This window comes from Leptotrichia sp. oral taxon 879 str. F0557 (assembly GCF_000469385.1).
In the GTDB taxonomy this organism is placed as follows: Bacteria; Fusobacteriota; Fusobacteriia; order Fusobacteriales; family Leptotrichiaceae; genus Leptotrichia; species Leptotrichia mesophila.
The window spans coordinates 12,737-32,002 of the sequence record NZ_KI271333.1 but is presented as its reverse complement, the minus strand read 5'-3'; the positions used below and the strand labels follow the sequence as shown (position 1 = coordinate 32,002).

At 30.5% G+C, this 19,266-nt stretch carries 15 protein-coding genes; 1 reads left to right on the top strand and 14 read right to left on the bottom strand.

Going from position 1 to position 19,266, the window contains the following annotated elements; all coding sequences use genetic code 11:
* Positions 1-450: 450 nt before the first annotated feature.
* The 13 genes from rsmI to HMPREF1552_RS06885 form a co-directional block, all read right to left on the bottom strand.
* Entirely contained in the window at positions 451-1,137 is a 687-nt protein-coding gene (gene rsmI / locus HMPREF1552_RS06945) for a 16S rRNA (cytidine(1402)-2'-O)-methyltransferase (RefSeq protein ID WP_021744430.1), read from the bottom strand.
* Between the two features lie 44 nt (positions 1,138-1,181).
* Positions 1,182-2,498, bottom strand: a complete 1,317-nt coding sequence (locus tag HMPREF1552_RS06940; protein ID WP_021744429.1) for a S41 family peptidase — start codon at positions 2,496-2,498, stop codon at positions 1,182-1,184.
* Between the two features lie 109 nt (positions 2,499-2,607).
* Complete coding sequence (locus HMPREF1552_RS06935; RefSeq protein WP_021744428.1) at positions 2,608-3,345, bottom strand: TlyA family RNA methyltransferase; 738 nt, start codon at positions 3,343-3,345, stop codon at positions 2,608-2,610.
* A 601-nt stretch (positions 3,346-3,946) separates the two neighbouring features.
* A complete protein-coding gene (locus tag HMPREF1552_RS06930; protein WP_021744426.1) occupies positions 3,947-4,513 on the bottom strand; it encodes a D-glycero-beta-D-manno-heptose 1,7-bisphosphate 7-phosphatase in 567 nt (188 codons plus the stop codon).
* A gap of 263 nt (positions 4,514-4,776) precedes the next feature.
* Positions 4,777-6,363: a peptide ABC transporter substrate-binding protein gene (locus HMPREF1552_RS06925; RefSeq protein ID WP_021744425.1), complete on the bottom strand. Its 1,587-nt coding sequence runs from the start codon at positions 6,361-6,363 to the stop codon at positions 4,777-4,779.
* Positions 6,364-6,450: 87 nt separating this feature from the next.
* A complete protein-coding gene (locus tag HMPREF1552_RS06920; RefSeq protein WP_039901358.1) occupies positions 6,451-8,040 on the bottom strand; it encodes a peptide ABC transporter substrate-binding protein in 1,590 nt (529 codons plus the stop codon).
* 69 nt (positions 8,041-8,109) lie between these two features.
* On the bottom strand, positions 8,110-9,699 hold the full coding sequence (locus HMPREF1552_RS06915) for an ABC transporter substrate-binding protein (RefSeq protein WP_021744423.1): 1,590 nt from the start codon (positions 9,697-9,699) through the stop codon (positions 8,110-8,112).
* Between the two features lie 47 nt (positions 9,700-9,746).
* The gene (locus HMPREF1552_RS06910; protein WP_021744422.1) at positions 9,747-11,345 is read right to left on the bottom strand and encodes a peptide ABC transporter substrate-binding protein; all 1,599 of its coding nucleotides are present in this window, start codon (positions 11,343-11,345) and stop codon (positions 9,747-9,749) included.
* Positions 11,346-11,415: 70 nt separating this feature from the next.
* Complete coding sequence (locus HMPREF1552_RS06905) at positions 11,416-12,366, bottom strand: ABC transporter ATP-binding protein (RefSeq protein WP_021744421.1); 951 nt, start codon at positions 12,364-12,366, stop codon at positions 11,416-11,418.
* Positions 12,366-13,403 carry an ABC transporter ATP-binding protein gene (locus HMPREF1552_RS06900; RefSeq protein ID WP_021744420.1) on the bottom strand — a complete coding sequence of 346 codons (1,038 nt, stop codon included), beginning with the start codon at positions 13,401-13,403 and terminating at the stop codon, positions 12,366-12,368. Before HMPREF1552_RS06900 ends, HMPREF1552_RS06905 begins: the two co-directional genes overlap by 1 nt.
* A gap of 349 nt (positions 13,404-13,752) precedes the next feature.
* On the bottom strand, positions 13,753-14,718 hold the full coding sequence (locus tag HMPREF1552_RS06895; protein ID WP_021744419.1) for an ABC transporter permease: 966 nt from the start codon (positions 14,716-14,718) through the stop codon (positions 13,753-13,755).
* Positions 14,718-15,695, bottom strand: coding sequence for an ABC transporter permease (locus HMPREF1552_RS06890; protein WP_021744418.1), 978 nt, complete (start codon positions 15,693-15,695; stop codon positions 14,718-14,720). Before HMPREF1552_RS06890 ends, HMPREF1552_RS06895 begins: the two co-directional genes overlap by 1 nt.
* Positions 15,696-16,039: 344 nt before the next feature.
* Positions 16,040-16,897 carry a hypothetical protein gene (locus tag HMPREF1552_RS06885; protein WP_021744417.1) on the bottom strand — a complete coding sequence of 286 codons (858 nt, stop codon included), beginning with the start codon at positions 16,895-16,897 and terminating at the stop codon, positions 16,040-16,042.
* 501 nt (positions 16,898-17,398) lie between these two features.
* Here HMPREF1552_RS06885 and HMPREF1552_RS06880 point away from each other — a divergent pair.
* Positions 17,399-17,692: a hypothetical protein gene (locus tag HMPREF1552_RS06880; protein WP_051311991.1), complete on the top strand. Its 294-nt coding sequence runs from the start codon at positions 17,399-17,401 to the stop codon at positions 17,690-17,692.
* A gap of 80 nt (positions 17,693-17,772) precedes the next feature.
* Here HMPREF1552_RS06880 and lysS read toward each other — a convergent pair whose 3' ends face one another.
* Complete coding sequence (gene lysS, locus HMPREF1552_RS06875; protein WP_021744415.1) at positions 17,773-19,257, bottom strand: lysine--tRNA ligase; 1,485 nt, start codon at positions 19,255-19,257, stop codon at positions 17,773-17,775.
* Between the last annotated feature and the right edge of the window lie 9 nt (positions 19,258-19,266).

Below are 19,266 nucleotides of genomic sequence, written 5' to 3'. Positions count from 1 at the left end.
TATTTCAATTTATTTTTATTAATAATTATTTTCTTATTTTATTTATATTAGTTTTTTTAACGCAGAGGTATCAGACGCTATACCTCTGCACTCTGGCTTTACGCAAAACTTTCTTATAACAGAAAAAAAAACTCGATTTTTAATAACAATTATTTCATTTCTATAAACAATTACAATTCAAATTATATTCAAAAATCTCAAACAATTCTTTTTCTATTAACGAAATTTTGCTTAATTTTTGTTTTCAAAAAATATTTAGACAAGGCGAGATTAGTGCGTAGCACTTTCGCTAAAATCTTCAAATATTATAATTTGAAGAAATTGAAATAACTAATATTACGAAATAAAAGGGGATGGCGACTGTTCCCCTTTGCTTTATAAAAAAGAAAAAACATATAAATTATAGAAAAAATATTTATTAACAACAAAACATAAAAAAATATATTTTTATTAATTTTTTAAATAAATACCATCATCATTTATTGCCCTTATAAATAAAACAATTTCTCCCTTAATTGGCTTTTCTTCTAACTTTTCTATAATTTCAGAAACATTTCCACGGATTATTTCTTCATAGATTTTGGTAAGTTCCCTTGTAATTACAACGTAACGTTCTCCCAGATATTCTTTTATATCTTTTAAAGTTTTTAAAATTCTGTTGGGGGATTCTAAAATTACAATTGTTCGTTCTTCTTCCTTTAATTTATTGAAAAGTGTCTGTCTACCTTTTTTCTTTGGTAAAAAGCCTTCGTATGCCATTCTTCGCATATCCAGCCCTGAAATACTTGCACCTGTTACAATTGATGAAGCTCCTGGTATTCCAACGACTTTTATTCCTGCTTTTAAAATTTCATTTACTAACTCAAAGCCTGGATCTGAAATACACGGCGTTCCAGCATCTGTTACAAGTGCAATTTTTTTTTCATCTTTTAAAAGATTAATAATATTTGTAATTTGATGAAGTTTATTATGTTCATGGTATTGGTACACCGTTTTTTCGATTTCATAATGAGAAAGAAGTTTTTTAGTGACTCTTGTATCTTCTGCAAAAATATAATCAACTTCCTTCAAAACTTTTATTGCTCTAAAAGTTATGTCTTCTAAATTTCCAATTGGCGTACCAACAACATAAAACATATATTTCTCCTATTTTTAATTTCTTTTATTAATTTTGATAACGGTTATTTTCTTTTTCCTGTTCCACTTATTTTTTTATTCATTTCTTCGATTGCTCTTTTTAGTTGAACATCCCCAGCTGAAATAATTTTAGCCGCTTCTTCTTTACCTTTATCTTTTATAATAATATCTTCTATTTCTTTTTCTCTATTTTTTCTAGCTTGTTCACTGTCGTTTGCATACCCTTTTAATGCAAGCAGCTCTTCCATTTTTACTTCTATATCAGGCTCAATTCCTTTTTCATGAATGTAGTTCCCTTTTGGTGTAAAATATTGAGCAATAGTAAGTTTTATGGCATCTTCTGTTCTCAAAGGTATAACTTGCTGAACGATCCCTTTTCCAAATGTTTTTTCTCCAATGATTGTACCACGTTTGTAATCTTTAATTGCACCTGTAACAATTTCAGAAGCACTTGCGCTTGCTTTATTTGTTAATACGATTAATGGGAAATTACCTAGATTTTTTGAAGTTCTGTTATAATTTCTTTGTTGTCCATTTTTATACTTTAAGTAAACGATTAAATCTTCTTTTACAAAAAGTGAAGAAATATCTTGTGCTTCTTGTAATGAACCTCCTGGATTAGAACGTAAATCCAATATTAATCCTTTCATTCCTTTAGATTGTAAATCCTTAATTGCTTTTTCAACTTCTGCTCCAACGTGATTTCCAAATCTTAAAAGGCTTACGTAACCAATATTATTTTCAAGCATTTTGCTTTCAACCATTTCCAGTTTAATTTTAGCTCTTGTCAATGTAAATTTCATTGGTTCTTTTTTACCTTCCCTAACTACTTCTACATCAACTTTTGTTCCTTCCTTACCTTTCAGAAGTTTTACAGTTTCATTGGCTGTAAGCGGCAAGATATCTTTCCCGTCAACTTTTATAATTCTATCTTTTATTTTTATTCCGACTTTTTCAGCTGGACTTCCGATAAATGGTGAAACAACTTCAAGAGCTTCTCCCTTTTTCTTACTTATACTCATTCCAACCCCAACATATTCTCCTTCCATATCTTCAGAAAAATCTGCTAAATCGGCTTTAGACAAATATTCTGAATAAGGATCTTTAAGTCTGCTTACAACTCCTGCCACTGCTCCTTCATAAAGTTCCTTTTTGCTTGGAGTTTCTTCCTTTCCAACATAGTTGTTTTCAATAATATTAATTACATCCACAATTCTATTCAGCTCTGTTGTGTCTTTTGAATATCCGGCACTTGTATCCTTGTCATTTCTTGTTGTTTTTATTATAGTGGTAGCTGCAAATAAAGGCATGCTTACCAATATAAGTCCTAATACTGCCTGCATTATTTTGTTCTTTTTCATTTTTCCTCCTAATAATGTATTTTAACAATTATAAAAATATATTTTTATAATAAATTTTTGCATTTAATTTTAAACATGTATTTTGCTGTTTTTTTACTAAAACTACTTTTTACGGAAATTTTAGCAACATTAAAAACTCCTTATTACCCTTTGCCCCTTTTATTGGAGAATCTTCAACGCCAATTAGCTCGTATCCATATTCTTTTGAAAAGTGAATTATTTTTTTTATGGCTTCATCGTGATATTCCTCATTTTCCACAACACCATTTCTTCCAATTTTCTCCCTTCCTACTTCAAATTGTGGCTTAACTAGCATTACAGCCTTTCCATCTTTAGCAAGAAACTTCTCGAAATAGGGAATCACTTTCGTTAGGGAAATAAAAGATACATCTATTACAATAAAATCAACCTTTTGGTTTTCAATATCTTCTTCTTTCAAGTCTTTTATATGCATTTCTTCAAGCGAGACTATCCTATAGTCATTTCTTAGTTTCCAATCAAGCTGGTTTTTACCAACATCAACACTATATACACGCTTTGCTCCATTTTGCAATGCACAATCTGAAAATCCACCTGTAGACGCTCCAATATCAAGCACCAATTTATCACTAAAATCCAAATCCCAAGTTTTTATGGCTTTTTCCAATTTTAATCCACCACGGCTTACATATTTCAATTTATCTTTTATACGGATGTTCAGTTCACCGTTGTCTTTAAATATTGTTCCAGCCTTTGTTACAACTTGGTCATTTACAATAACATTTCCTGCCATTATCTCCCGTTTTGCCTTTTCTCGTGTTTCAAAATATTCTTTCTCCACAAGGATTACATCCAATCTTTTTTTCATTGCTTTCTCTTTCCAGTTCTCTAAATAAATAAAAGATAGCTTTAATAAAGCTAATTTAAAACCAAGTTTAGAGATTGCATTATTTTATAAAATTCTACTTTTCTAGCTTTTGACAATCTAGCATTAAGAAGAATGAATATATAATAAAACACATCTCTTATTTTTCTATTTATTTTTGATTACTAAAATCATATTTATCAAAACACATGGTAAAATCACTTTAAAATTAAATTTAAAGAACTATCTGATTTTATTTCAATTTCATTTAGATTTACTAATTTAATCTTAAAATGTCTACAGCATATTTCAATAAACTTATTTATTTTATCACATTTCAAGGTATATTTCAAATTTTTTACTTTATTAAAATTTTCTAATTTTCTAAATAAAAAAAAACTTCTTGACAAATTTTAAAAAAAATGTTAATATTATATTCAATCAAGCTATTTTATTAAAAATTAAATTTAGGTGTTCCGTTACTTCTAAGTGAAGGAACTCATAAATTAAATTTAAAGCTGTCACAAATGGCAGCTTCTTCTAATTAAATAGAATAAAACAAAAGGACATTCTATTTTTATTAATGCCCTTTTTTAATTATTTTTTATTTTTTATTATTTTTCAATTTTTCTGAAAAATCTAGAATATCATTTACAACCATAGGCTTTAATCCTGTTTCTTTAAGTTCTTCTAAACTTTTCAAGCCGTACCCTGTTTTTATTAGAATAGATGTAATACCCAGTTTTTCTGCAGGAATCAAATCAGTTATCTTATCGCCTATCATAAAAGAATTTTTAACATCAATATCAAATTCGTTTATTGCAAGTTCAAAATTTCCCGTATTTGGTTTTCGACAACTGCACTCAATTCCATATTTACCCTCAACATTTGGGTGGTGCGGACAAAAGTACGATTTTTCAATTTTTATACCATTTTTTAACAAATCTTTTTCAATAAAATCCTGTAATTTTAAATAATCATCTTCTGTATAATATCCTCTTGCAATTCCCGCTTGATTTGTTATAATCGCAAATTTATAGCCTAAATCACGTAATTCCTGAAGTCCTTTAATTACATTTTTTTCGTATTCAAAATCTTCGATTTTATATAAATATGATTTTTCTACATTTATTACACCATCTCTGTCCAGCAGGATAAATTTATTTTTCATAAAATTATATTCCTTTTTATTAAGATATTCACTAATTTACTTTATACTAACCTCCATTTAAATAACGAATTTATTACAAACTTTTCTAATAAAGGATATAAACTTAATGTTTTCAAGTAATTTAAGATATAATTTTCATTTTTAAACGAGGTTTAGTATTAAATTTGTTGAATTTTATTATACATCTATAGGTCATTAATTTAATTAAAATAATTACTAAATCAAAATTGTAAGGGCATGTAGTGTGATGCCCTTATGTTAAGTTAATTCATTACAACATCTCTTATAAAGAACTCTCCACCAATTGATACAAATCCTAGATTTTTAACTTTTGGATTTACTAAGTAAAGTTTTTGTTTTTGGAATAAGATTGTAACTGGTTGCTCTTCAGAGATAAGTTTTTCCATTTCTAGCATTGCTGGAACTCTTACTTTTGGATCAGCAGAGCTTTTTACAATTTTAGTTAATTCGTCATATCTTGCGTTTTTGAAATCTCCACGGTTGTTTGCATTTGTGCTGTCAAATAAATCTAAATATGTGATAGGATCTAGGAAATCTCCAGTCCAGTTCATAAGAGCAACTTGATAGTCACGTTTTTTAGTTCTTTCAACACGTTCCTTACCTGTTACAACATCCAGTTCGACATTTGCTCCCAAGTTATTTCTCAAGTTTTCTTGAATGTATTCAACAATGGCTTTTCTGCTTCCTGTGTCATTAAATAAAATTTCAAATCTTGGAAGTTCTGTTAATCCTTCTTCTCTAAGTCCTTCTGCTAGTAATTTCTTAGCTTCTTCAACGTTGAATTTAGGCTGGTCAGTTGTAACTTCCTGTGCGAAATCTTTTGCAATTCCGTTTAGTCCAATTCCAGTTGGAGTGAATGCTTTAGTCGCTTTTTCAGAGCCTTCAAGAACTTTGTTTATAAGTTCATCTCTATTTATTGCCATAGTTATTGCACGTCTTACTTTTGCATTTTTAAATACATTTTCTTTTGTGTTGAATAGCAAGTAGTAAATTCCACCATCATCAGCTTTTACAAGTTCTGGTTTTCCAGCAAATTCTTTTGCTTGTTCAAAAGTTATAGCAGTTACATCAACTTCTTTGTTTTTAAAAGCATTAACAGCTGAATCTGTAGCGATTATTTTTAATACGACATTGTCAGTTTTTACATTAGATGCGTCCCAGTAGTTAGGATTTTTTTTGAATTTTAATTCTGAGTCGTGAGTCCAGCTTTCCATAGTGTAAGGACCGTTTGAAATTGTGTATTCAGCATCTGTAAAGTATTTATCCTTTACTTCGTTGTAGAATTTTTGGTTTAACGGCATAAATGATTTGAACGTAACTAAATCATCAAAATATGGAGTAGGTGCTTCCAAAGTTACTTGTAATGTTTTATCATCAATAACTTTTATTCCAACTTCATTTTCTGAAGCTTTTTTAGCATTGTATTTTTCTCCATTTTTTATTACAAATAACATACTTGCATTACTTCCTGCTGTGTCAGGATTTAATCCACGAAGCCATCCAGCTTTAAAGTCCTTTGCAGTAACAGGATCTCCGTTGCTCCATTTCACACCGTCTCTTAAATGGAACGTCCAAACAAGTCCGTCTTCTGATTTTTCCCATTTTTCAGCAATTCCAGCAACAGATTTACCAGTCTTGTCTTTTCTTAAAAGACCTTCTAAAATTAATTCATCAACAGTTCCACCAGGAACGTCTGTTGTTATTTGCGGATCAATTGACGATGGTTCAGTTACTATATTTAATGTAAATGTATTTCCATTACTTCCATTTTTACTTCCACACGAAAGCACAAACATTAGCAATGTCAATATTAAAAACAGCTTTTTCATTAATTTATTTCCTCCTATTTTAAATGTTTTTTCAAAAATTTAGATTATTAAATAGAGGGGGGTAACATACTACCCCCATAATTTAACTTATTTCAATGATAGATTTCCAAAATAATATTCTCCACCAATTGCAACAAATCCAAGACCTTGAACTCTTTCATTAACTAGATATTGTTTTTCTCTATGGAAAAGCACACCAACTGGTAAATCTTCTGCAATTATTCCTTCAAGTTTAACAAGTGCAGGAATTCTGACATTTTGATCGGCTGTTCCTCTGACAGTCTTAACTAAAGCATCATATTGAGGGTTTTTATATGAACCATAGTTAGTTCCACCTGTTGATTCAAACAAATCTAAGTAAGTGACTGCATCAGGATAATCTCCAGACCATCCTGCAAGAACTAAGTCAAAGTTTTTTTGCTTCATTCTTGAGAATCTTTCTTGAGCAGTCATTATTTCCAGATTTAATTCAATACCTAAATTTTTTCTTAATTGTTCTTGAATGTATTCTGCAATAACTTTATTATTTCCACTTTCATTAATTAACATAGACATATCAGGGAATTTTGCTGCTCCTGTTTCCTTCAGTCCTTCTGCTAATAATTTTTTAGCTTCCGCAGGATTGTATGTTAATGTTGAAGTAGGAACTTGTTCTGTAAAGTCCTTGTCATTTAATCCTTTTATTCCTATTCCTTTTGGAACAAGAGTTTTTGCTGCTGTTCCATATCCATTTAATACATTTTTTACTAAACCTTCTCTGTCAACTGACATAAGAAGAGCTTTTCTGATTTTTACATTTGCTAACGTCTTATTGTTAAAGTTAAATAGCAAATACCATACTGATCCATCATTACTCGAAACCATTTTTGGATCATCTTTAAATCTTTTTGCTTGTTCAGCAGTAATTGAAGTTACATCTACTTCCTTGTTATTAAATGCATTTAATGCTGAATTATTATCAGTTATTATTTTGTACACAATATTTTCAACTTTTACATTAGGTGCATCCCAGTAATTAGGATTTTTTTTGAATACTATTTCTGAGCCATGTGTCCAGCTTTCCATTGTGTAGGCACCTGAAGATATTGTTTTTTCAGATTCTGTAAAATATGAATCTTTTGTTTCATCAAAGAATTTTTGATTTAATGGCATGTAAGTTTTGAATGCTACAAGGCTGTCAAAATATGGAACTGGAGTTCCAAGTTCTACTTCCAAAGTTTTATCGTCGATAACTTTTATTCCAACTTCTTCTGCAGTTCCTTCTTTTTTATTATATTTTTCTGCATTTTTTATTGGATAAAGCATATATGCATATTCAGAAGCTGTTTCAGGTTTTAATGCACGAAGCCATCCATTTTTAAAGTCTTGGGCAGTAATTGGATCACCATTGCTCCATTTTAGATTATCTCTTAAATGAAATGTCCATTTTAATCCATCAGCTGATTTATCCCAGCTTTTAGCAAGTCCTGGCTCAAATGTTCCATTTTTCCCTTTTCTAGTCAATCCTTCCGTTAAAAGATCATCAACAGTTCCTCCCATTATTTCCGTTGAAATTTGTGGATCAATAGATTTTGGCTCATCCGTCAAATTTAAAGTAAACGTTTTGCTATTTCCGCCACTTTTCCCGCAAGAAATAACGAAAATCAGCATCATTAACATAGCTAATATTTTTTTCATAACAGTTTTCTCCTTCAAAATTTTATATTAAATTTATTGAATAATTTCAAAATTAAACAATTTTATTTATTATTTTATATAAGTATTATCCAAAACGAAATCTTTTCCTATTGGACTAAATACAATGTTATGAACTCTTGGATTCAATAATTTTGTATTTTGTCTATAGTAAAGTAGTCCCACAGGCATATCTTCTGCAATTATTCTTTCCATTTCAATCATATTCTTAACTCTTTCTTCCTGATTTCCAGAACTTTTAACTTTTTTCACAAGTTCGTCGTAACGAGGGTTAGAGTAATCTGAAAAATTGTTTCCATCTTTTGTCAGGAATCTATCTAAGTAAGTGATTGCATCGTTATAATCTCCGTTGTAACCTGCAAGAGCAATTTCATAATCTCTGTGTTGCATTTTATCTAGTCTTGATTGGAATGTCATTCCTTCAATTTTAAGGTTTACTCCTAAATTTGTTCTTAAACTTTCCTGAATATACTCAGAAATAACCTTATTATTTCCAGAATCATTGAAAATCATTGTCAAATCAGGCAATTTTTGTAACCCTAGCTCTTTTAATCCTTCTGCTAGCAATTGTTTTGCTTTTTGTGGATTGTAAGCTGGGAAAATTTTTCCTGCTTCTTCAGAGAAATCTTTTGAAATACCGTTGATTCCAACACCTTTTGTTGTATAAGTGTAAGCAGCTTCTCCTGTATTATCAAGTACATCTGTAATTAATTTTTCTCTATCTACAGCAAGTGATAAAGCTTGTCTAATTTTTTTGTTCGCAAGAACTTTATTTTTCATGTTGTATGTCATATACCAGACAGAACCATCTTTTGTAAGCAGTTTACGTTTGTCATTCTTAAATTCCTTAGCCTGCTCAATAGAGATGTTTGTTGAGTCAATTTCTCCATTTTTAAAAGCATTTACGCTGGCATTAGGATCATTTATAAATAACATCTTTATAGATTTTAATTTGATGTTATCTTTATTCCAGTAGTTTTCATTTTTTTCGAATACAATTTCTGAATCTCTTGTCCAAGATTTTATTATATATACACCTGATGAAATTGATGTTTCAGGAGATGTCATATATTTTTCTCCTACTTTATCATAGAATTTTTTGTTTAGAGGAGCATAAGTCTGAATTCTTACAATCGAATCAAAGTAGGTAAGAGGATTGTTCAATGTTACTTCTAGTGTGTAATCATCGATAACCTTTATACCAAGCTGATTTTCATCTTTAATTTTTCCTGCATTAAATTGTTCAGCATTTTTTATGTAAAATAATTTGTCTGCATATTCTCCTGCTGTTTCAGGTTTTAATGCTCTAACCCAACCATCTCTAAAGTCTTTTGCCGTAATAGGATCACCATTGCTCCATTTTGCATTTTTTCTCAAGTGGAATGTCCACACTGTTGAATTTTCGTTGTGTTCCCATTTTTCTGCCACACCAGGAATAGATTTTCCATCTTCTGCCTGTCTTGTTAATGTTTCAGCAATAAGTGAATCCACAAATTCTCCCGTTGAATCATTTGCAAGCTGTGGATCATAAGATTTCCCTTCTTCTTTTAAGTTGAGCTTTAATGTTTCAGAATCTTCACCTTTTCCACAGGAAATAACGAAAGCCAGTAATATTGTAAAGATTAGTAATATTTTCTTCATACTTGCACTCACCCTTTCTTTTGGCGTATTAAATTAGTAAATTAAAATTATTTTGTGATATAAGCACTATAAAAGTCTACAGAATCTCCAACTGAACGTAAAACAACACCTTTTAAGTTAGGATTTATTAAATATACCCCTACTTGATAGTAAAGTGCTGAATATGTAAAGTCGTCTGATAGTAATTTTTCTGCTTTTTTCATCGCATCCATTCTAGTTTTATTATCTTGGTTAACTTTAGCCAAGTCAATTAATTTGTCATACTCAGGATTTGAATATTTAGCAAAATTAAGATCTTTTGATTTTGAGTGGAAAATTTCAAGGTAAGTCATAGGATCTGCATAATCAGGTCCCCAACCATATCTTACTATATCAAATTCTCCAGCTTTTGCACGTGCAATTCTTTCTTTAGTAGTCAGAACTTCTACTTCTACATCAATTCCTAATTTTTCTTTCCATTGAGCTTGATAAAATTCTGCTTCTTTTTTACCAGTTCCCTTTTCGTCAACAGTTAATTTTAACTTAACTTGTGCAGGAGTAATATTTAATTCTTTTAATCCTTCATCAAACAACTGTTTTGGAGTAATGTTTGAGAATTGTGCAAATAAATCTCCAGCTTCTTTTCTAAAGTCACCTTTTTCTCCAGCGTTTCCAAGTGCAACAACTCCTGAAGCAGGAAGTCCAACTCCGTTTAGAACACTGTCAACAAGCTGTTTTCTATCTATTGCAAGAGATAATGCCTGTCTAATTTTTATATTTTTTAACACAGGATTTGAACGATTAAATCCAAAATAGTATACTCTTCCATCAGGAACTGTATGTAATTCTGGTTTTCCTTTGTAACTTTCCATCTTTTCTACAGAAATTCTTGTTAAATCTAACTCTTTATTTTCAAAGAAATTTGTAGCGGCATCAAGATCTGCTACAATTGTTGCTGTAAGAGTGTCTAATTTTATATTTTGAGCATTCCAGTAATTAGGATTTTTCTTCATAACAACTTTACTATTATGTTCCCATTCTTCCATTATAAATGGCCCATTATAAATTGATTTATCAGCTTCAGTTGCGTACGCTTCGCCATTAGTGGCCAATGCTTTTTCATTAACTGGGAAGTAAACTGGCATAATTAATGTTTTTATAAAGAATGGTGCAGGTTTTGATAAAGTAAATTCAAGTGTATAGTCGTCTTTTAATTTTACTCCAACTTGTCCAAAGTCTTTTATAGTTCCATTATTAAAGTTCTCTGCATTTTCAATGTAGAAAGTAAGTATTGAATATTCAGATCGAGTTTTAGGATCGATTCCTCTTTTGATTCCGTTAAAGTAGTCTTTTCCTGTAACAGGATCTCCGTTGCTCCATTTCATTCCTTGTCTGATTTTAAATGTCCATACTTTTCCGTCTTCTGATTTAGTCCAGCTTTCAGCTCCAGCAGGAACAACTTCATTTTTTTCATTTAGCCTTACAAGTGGCTCATAAGTCATATTTGTAACCATAAATCCACTGATATCAGTTAAAACTTGGGGATCTAAAGATGTTGGTTCAGCTTCAATGTTAAATGCTGCTGATTTACCATCATTGCCAGATTTTCCACAAGAGATGATAAACATTGATATAAGTAAACAAAATACTAAAAAACTTTTTTTCATAATTCTGATATTTCCTTTCTAAAATTTTGATTTTTTATAAATAAATTATTTTGAAACATTAAAATATTTTTTAAATAAGTCCTTTTTCCTTTAAGAAAGAAGTTTCCACAAAGTGTCCTGGCTTATATTCAGTTAATTCAGGAGTTTCAGGGATAATACCTATTTCAGAAGCATCTCCCATTGGACTTCTTAAATATGATTCATCCATATCAATTTTTGATGTTTTCTTGAAATCAGGATCTGCTATTGGTACAGCGGAAATAAGAGACTTTGTGTAGCTATGAACAGGGTTGCTGTAAACAACTTCTGGAGTTCCCAGTTCTACTACTTTTCCACGATACATAACTGCTACTCTGTCTGAAATATATTTTACCATTGACAAATCATGTGCGATAAATAGTAAAGTCAAATTTCTTTCTTTTTGCAAGTCCTTTAATAAATTTACAACTTGTGCCTGAATTGACACATCCAGAGCTGAAATTGGCTCATCACACACTAACACTTCTGGATCAACGGCTAATGCTCTTGCAATACCGATTCTCTGTCTTTGTCCTCCAGAAAATTCATGAGGGAAACGGCTCGCATGCTCCCTGTTTAGTCCAACAATTTCCAAAAGGCTGTAAACTTTTTCCATTCTTTCCTGTTTTGAAGCTGCTAGTTTGTGAATATCAATCCCTTCGGCAATAATATCTCCAACAGTCATTCTTGGATTAAGGGAAGCCTGCGGATCTTGGAATATCATCTGAACTTTTTTTGTGAATTCTTTTCTTCCGTAACCTTCTATAGGTTTTCCATTAAATAAAATATCTCCATTTGTCTTTGTATAAAGTCTGCTGACAGTTCTTCCAAGTGTAGTCTTTCCAGAACCTGATTCTCCTACAAGACTTAGGATTTCACCTTTGTAAATGTCCATTGTAACATTTTCTACAGCCTTTAATACTTGTCTTTTTTTCATTGGAAAATATTTTTTTAAATTTTTCATTTCTATTAATTTTTCTTTTTTGATTTCATTAGACGACATTATTTCCCCTCCTCTTCTCTGTTATTTGCTTCCTGCTCAAAAGGAGATTTTACTTTTGGAGCACCATCGACATAAAGCCAAGATTTTACAAGGTGTCCATTTCCTAAATCAATCATAGGAGGTTTTCTTTCGTAGTCAATTTTCATTGCGTATTCAGAACGTGCTGCAAATGGATCTCCTGCAGGCGGTTTTAATAAATCTGGCGGAGTCCCTGGAATAGAAGCCAGTTTCTCTCCAATTTTCATATCTAGTCTTGGTAATGATTTCAAAAGTCCCCAAGTATATGGATGTTTTGGATTTTTAAATAATTCTCTTACAGGAGCTTCTTCCAATTTTTCTCCAGCATACATAACAACTACTCTGTCGGCAGTTTCAGCAACTACTCCTAAATCATGCGTTATAAGTATTACAGCAATGTTCAGTTCTTTTTTCAGTTCATTTATTAAATCTAGAATTTGTGCTTGTATTGTAACATCCAAAGCCGTTGTTGGCTCATCACAGATTAACAAGTCTGGCTCGCACGAAAGTGCAATGGCTATAACTGCTCTTTGACGCATTCCCCCAGAAAATTCATGTGGATATTGATGAAATCTTTCTTCTGGTTTAGGAATTCCAACTTTTCTAAGCATTTCAACAGCTTGCTGCTTTGCCTCTTCCTTTGTTACATTCTTATGAATTAAAATCCCTTCCATAATCTGCTTTCCAACTTTAATTGTTGGATTAAGCGATGTCATAGGGTCTTGAAATATCATTCCTATTTTTCCGCCACGAAGTTCTCTCATTCTTTCTGGAGAAGCCTTTACCAAATCTTCCCCATCAAAAAGAATTTCTCCATTTTTTATTTCCCCTGGCGGCATTGGTATCAATCTCATAATCGTTTGCACAGTAACTGATTTCCCTGAACCAGACTCTCCAACGATTGCAAGTGTTTCTCCACGATCCACAGAAAAGTTAATACCTCTAAGAGCCTGAACTTCCCCAGCATATGTATTAAAAGAAACACTCAAGTCTTTTACTTCTAATAATTTTTTTCCCATTCTCTAATCCTCTCTGTATTAATATGGATTGTTATATATTTTAAAATATAAAAAAAACTTAGATAAAAACCTTTTTGATTAATAAATATTTTTTCTTTATTGAATTTATTAATTTAATTTATTTAAGCAAGGGTATCAATCGCCATTTCCCTTTATTTCGCAATAATAGTTATTTTAACATATTTAAATAACAGCATATTAAAGAGAATGGCGAAAGTGCTACGCACTATCCCTGACTTATCTAAGCATTTTTTGAAAACAAAATTGAAACTCGCTACGTTAAACTTCGCTCAAACAGTCAATTTTATTTCCAAAAAATCACGACGTTTTTTATAAAATTTTTAAATTTTTAATCTCTTAGTTTTGGATTCAATGCATCATTTAAAGCATCTCCAACTATATTAAATGCCAATGTAATTAATGAAATTACAACTGATGGAATAATGAATAAATATGGATACGAAGTCATATTTACGAAACCATCAAATACCAAGTTTCCAAGTGAAGCCTGTGGAATTGGTACTCCAAGCCCAATGAAACTTAAAAATGCTTCAGTAAAGATAATGTTTGGTATATCTGTTGTAAGTCTTATTATTATTACACTTAATGTATTTGGAATTAAGTGTTTTAGAGTTATCCATAAAAAGTTTCCACCAAGTGATTTTGAAGCTAATACAAACTCATTTTCCTTTATTTTTAGGACTTCTCCACGTACTAACAGTGAGTAATTTAACCATCTTGTAAGAGACATTGCGATAATTATTGTTTTTACACTGTTTCCCATTACAACCATTAACAAGATTATATAAATCATTGATGGAATAATTAATAATATTTCTACAATTCTAGTCATTATCGTGTCAATAATCCCACCAAAATATGCTGATACAGCCCCATAAATTGTTCCGAAAACAACACAGATTGCAGCTGTTATCAAAGATAATTCCATTGAAATTCTTATCCCTTGTGAAAGTCTTGCAAATAAATCACGTCCTAAATTATCAGTTCCTAAATAATGTCCTTTTGCAAGCCCTTTTGCTGGACTTAGAAATTTAGCTGATAAATCTTGAGCTCTATAAGAATATTTTGTCAAACTTTGTCCAAATATTGCTAAAAACAAGAAAACAAGAGTTATTCCCAAAAATGACAAAGCTAATTTATTTTTCTTGAATCTTCTCCATCCATCCTGCCAGAATGTTAAACTTGGTTTGTAGATTACTTCGCTTTGATTGGTGTCGGGACCTACAATTTGAAAGTCTTCAGGTATTGGGATATAATCATTTTCAGTTATAATTTTTTTTATATTTTCTGCCACTATACCTCATCTCCTTTTCCAAGTTTAATTTTAGGATCAACTAAAACATACACAATATCTACAAGTATCATCATAACGATTAGGAATATTGCATAAAATACCGTAACTCCAAGTACCATTGTATAATCCCTGTCATTGATACTGTCAACAAAATATTTTCCTAATCCAGGAATTGAAAACATCTTTTCAATTACAAACGATCCTGTAAGAACTGCCGCAATTGTTGGCCCCATTATTGTAATAATTGGTAAAATTGCATTTCTTAAAGCATGTCTAAATACTATATTTTTGGGTTTTACTCCTTTTGCAATAGCCAGTCTTATATAATCCTGACCCATTACCTCTATCATTTTATCTCTTAATAAACGTGCAATTAATGCCACTGTGTAAAGTCCAAGTGCAATAACTGGCAATATTTTTTTCTCAGGTCTGTCCCATCCAGATAACAAAATTCTTACAAGAGGCAGATTAAATTTATCAATTAAAATACCGTTATGCACGTCAACAAAATACTTCTGCATAAGTCCTGCCAATACAAAACTTGGAACGGATATTCCAATTATTGCAACAATCATTGAAAGTCTATCTTGAAATTTTCCTCTTTTAAGAGCTGCAATAATTCCAAGCGGAATTCCAAGAGCTAGTGCAAATATAATAGATCTTGCTCCTAAATCTGCAGATGTCAGAAAACTTTTGTTAATAACATCATTAACAGTTCTTCCACGAACTTTCATGGATGCTCCCAAATCTCCTTTTGCTATGTTTTTTAGATATTCAACATATTGTTCCCCAAGTGGACGATCCAAATGGTATTTTGCCATTAGATTTTCCTTTACTTTAGGTGGAATCGCTTTTTCACTTTGAAACGGATCACCAGGTAACATATGTATCAGAAAAAATGTAATAGTAATAACTAGCCACAACGTTACAAGCCCCATTGCGATTCTTTTAATTAAAAACTTTAAAATATTTTTCATACTCGCTTCCTTTCGCTAAAATTTTATATATGTATATTATATCTTATATATAGTAATATTTGCAAGCAAATTTATTTATAAAAATATTTTTTTACTATTAATTTTTTTTATGGATAAATAACAGTTCTTTAAATATAATATATTTAAGGAATTCAAGGTAATAAAAAATAAATAAAAATAGCCTAAACTTATATTAAATTTGAATATAAAAATTTAGACTATCTATCTATTTATAATTTAATTCAAAAGATATCTATATAGGTTATGCATAAAAACTTTTAAACTTCTCAGTTCGGCTTAATCCTTTTTTTAAGTACTTTTGCTAAGTTATTTTCCGAATAAAATTAATTTTTATATGTATCACAACGATTTAACCATCCTGCTAGCCATTTTTTTTCATTTTTTTCAGGATCAGAATTTTTTACACGTCTTTCAAGGACAAATTTTGCAGAATTGCTAAATTCTATAAGAGCCGCTTTTCCAGTTTCAGTCCCTTTCATATTTTCCAGAACTTGAAGAAGTCCCCAGCCATCACCCTTATAAGTTTCTGTTCTTGTAGTTCCTTCTCCCTTGAAATTAACATAGTCAATTAAAGGATAAAGACCGTTTGGAGATTTTGCAACACGATAAAATTGTTTTTTTACATTTTCTGGATTATCAGCAATTTCAAGCATTTTTTCCAAAGAATTTTCAAGACGCTCAAAAATAAAAGAAACTTGAATATCCTTCGTATTATAAAGAAAATCTGTTAATTCTGCAATATCCTTATTTCGAGCATTTTTTAATCTAAAAAGCTCATCTCTGCTCTGCCACGGCGAATACTTATTTTCTTCCATAATTCTTGGTAGTTTCACATTATGAGCCTTGTAATAAGCTACAAGTGGCGGAAAACTTTCTTCAAATCTCCCTTTCTGCCCTTGTTTATACCAAATAAAATGCCCAATCCCAAGTGATGGAAAATTCTCTCCAGTATTCCAGTACACAAGCTCATCTTTTTTTCCACCAGCCTCATTTTTAAAAATTTTCTCAGCTACAATATCTAGCTCTGCTTTTGAAATTGTAAGACCAGTTTTTTTGGATGTTTCTTCAGTATCAGGTTTTGAAGGTGTTTTAGTCATATTTTTGTTAGATAATCCAAATGAAATAATAGAAAATGCCGTAATACTAGCTAGAATTAATAATTTATATTTATTTTTTTTCATAAATCCGCTCCTTTTTTAGTAAAAATATTAAAATAATTTTATTACATTATAACAATTTTTAACGATTTTTTACTTTTTTTTATCTTAGTTCAAATTCAAAAATAAAATTTTGTATTCCACAAAGACAGAGCAAAAAATATGAGAATAGTTATAAAAGAAATTAAATTTTTTTAATCATTCTACTTTATGATATTCCTTCAGAACTTTCTTCATTAAACATTCTCCTTTTCATAAAAATTTTTAAGTTCTGTAAAGTTATCTTCTTAAAGCCATCTGTAAAGATTTTTTAATATTTTCTTATCACTCTTAGAAATTTCATCTATGGCTTTTACTAGATGAAACTTGTCATAAATATACATTAACTTGCAAATTCTAAGGTCTCCTAAAAGCTATTTTTTTTAATAAATTGGTTATTTTTTAAATATACTTGATTTTTTTAAATAATATGGTATACTATGATAGAAAACAGTATCATATAAAATGAAAAAGGAGCTGATTAGCATGAAAAAATTAATTCTAGTAGGATTTTTAGCATTTGGAGCATTAGGATTCTCAAGATTTGTAAATGAATGTCAAGTTACTAGTAAAGCCAAAGGAAGAGCAACTTGTGAAAGTTTGGAATCTGGAAAAACTTTTCAATTTACAAGTGGTAAATTATCTTCAATTTCAAAAGGATCTACTTACAAAATTTATTTTGAAGGAAATGGATACAAAGGGTTACGTCTAACTAAGGCTACTCTTGTTTCTTCTGAAGACGATTCTTCAGATTATGATGATTCTGAAGGAGATGACTAATTAATTATCTCTTTAATAGATTATAATAAAAAGACTCTAAGTTTTTTAAACCTAGAGTTTTTTTGTTTACTTTATTTAAATTATAATTCAATATCTTCTTTTCTTAAAGTTGGGAATAAAATAACATCTCTAATTGAAGCAGAATTTGTCTGTAGCATAACTAATCTGTCGATTCCTATTCCAAGTCCTCCTGCTGGCGGCATTCCGTATTCTAAGGCACGGATATAGTCTAAATCCATTCCTTGTGCTTCATCATCTCCAGCTTCTTTTAATTTGACCTGTTCTTCAAATCTTTCCTTCTGATCTCTTGGATCATTCAATTCTGAATAAGCATTAGCAAACTCTCTTCCTGAAATAAATAACTCAAATCTGTCTACCCATTCAGTTTCACCTTTTTGGTTTTTTGAAAGTGGAGAAATTTCTTTTGGATATTCAGTAATAAAAGTCGGATTTAATAAAGTTCCCTCGACTTTTTCTTCAAATATCAAGTTTAAAATTCCATATTTTGTATAAGTTTTGTCTTTTTCTAGCGGAATATTCATTTCTTTTGCTTTATTTATAGCATCTTCATCGCTGCTAACTGTATCAAAATCAAATCCAGTTGTTTCTTTTACAATGTCCTTCATTGTAACACGTCTCCAAGGCTTTGCCATATTAATAGTCTTATCTTCATATTCAATCTCATATTTACCATGAAGCTCAAATGTCAAGCTTGAAATCAAATCTTCTGTCAAGTCCATCATATCATTAAAATCAGCATAAGCCTGATACAGTTCCATCATTGTAAATTCTGGATTGTGTTTTATTGAAATTCCTTCATTTCTAAAACTTCTGTTTATTTCGAATACTTTTTCAAATCCACCTACAAGCAGTCTTTTTAAGTATAATTCAGGTGCTATTCTCAAAAACAGCTCCATATCAAGTGCATTATGGTGTGTTACAAATGGTCTTGCTGTAGCCCCTCCAGCAACTGGGTGCATCATTGGAGTTTCCACTTCTGTAAATCCTTGTTTTTCAAGATAACTTCTAAAAAATCTTATAATTTGGAATCTTTTTTTCATAGTATCCATAACTTCCCTGTTCATTACAAGATCCACATATCTTTGTCTGTAACGAGTTTCGATGTTAGTTAACCCATGAAATTTTTCTGGAAGCGGACGTACATTTTTAGATAATACCTCAAAAGAATCTACCCTTAAAGTCAATTCTCCAGTATTAGTTCTAAAAAGTTTCCCTTCAAGTCCAATAAAATCCCCAAGTCCCATTTTTTTATAAATTTCATACTGTTCTTCGCCAACTTCATCTTTTTTTACATAGTATTGAATTTTTCCAGTTGGATCCTGAATTTGTCCAAATCCATTTTTTCCCATTCTTCTAAAGGCAACGATTCTTCCGGCTGTTTTAAATACTTTATCACAAGTTTCATCATATTGATTTATTTCTGCAATATCATTTAATTTTTCATATTTTCGTCCATACGGTTCAATTCCTATTTCTTTCAGTTCTTCTACTTTTTTTAATTTTTCTTTTATAATACCATTATCATTGTGGTTTTGATTGCTCATCTATTTTTC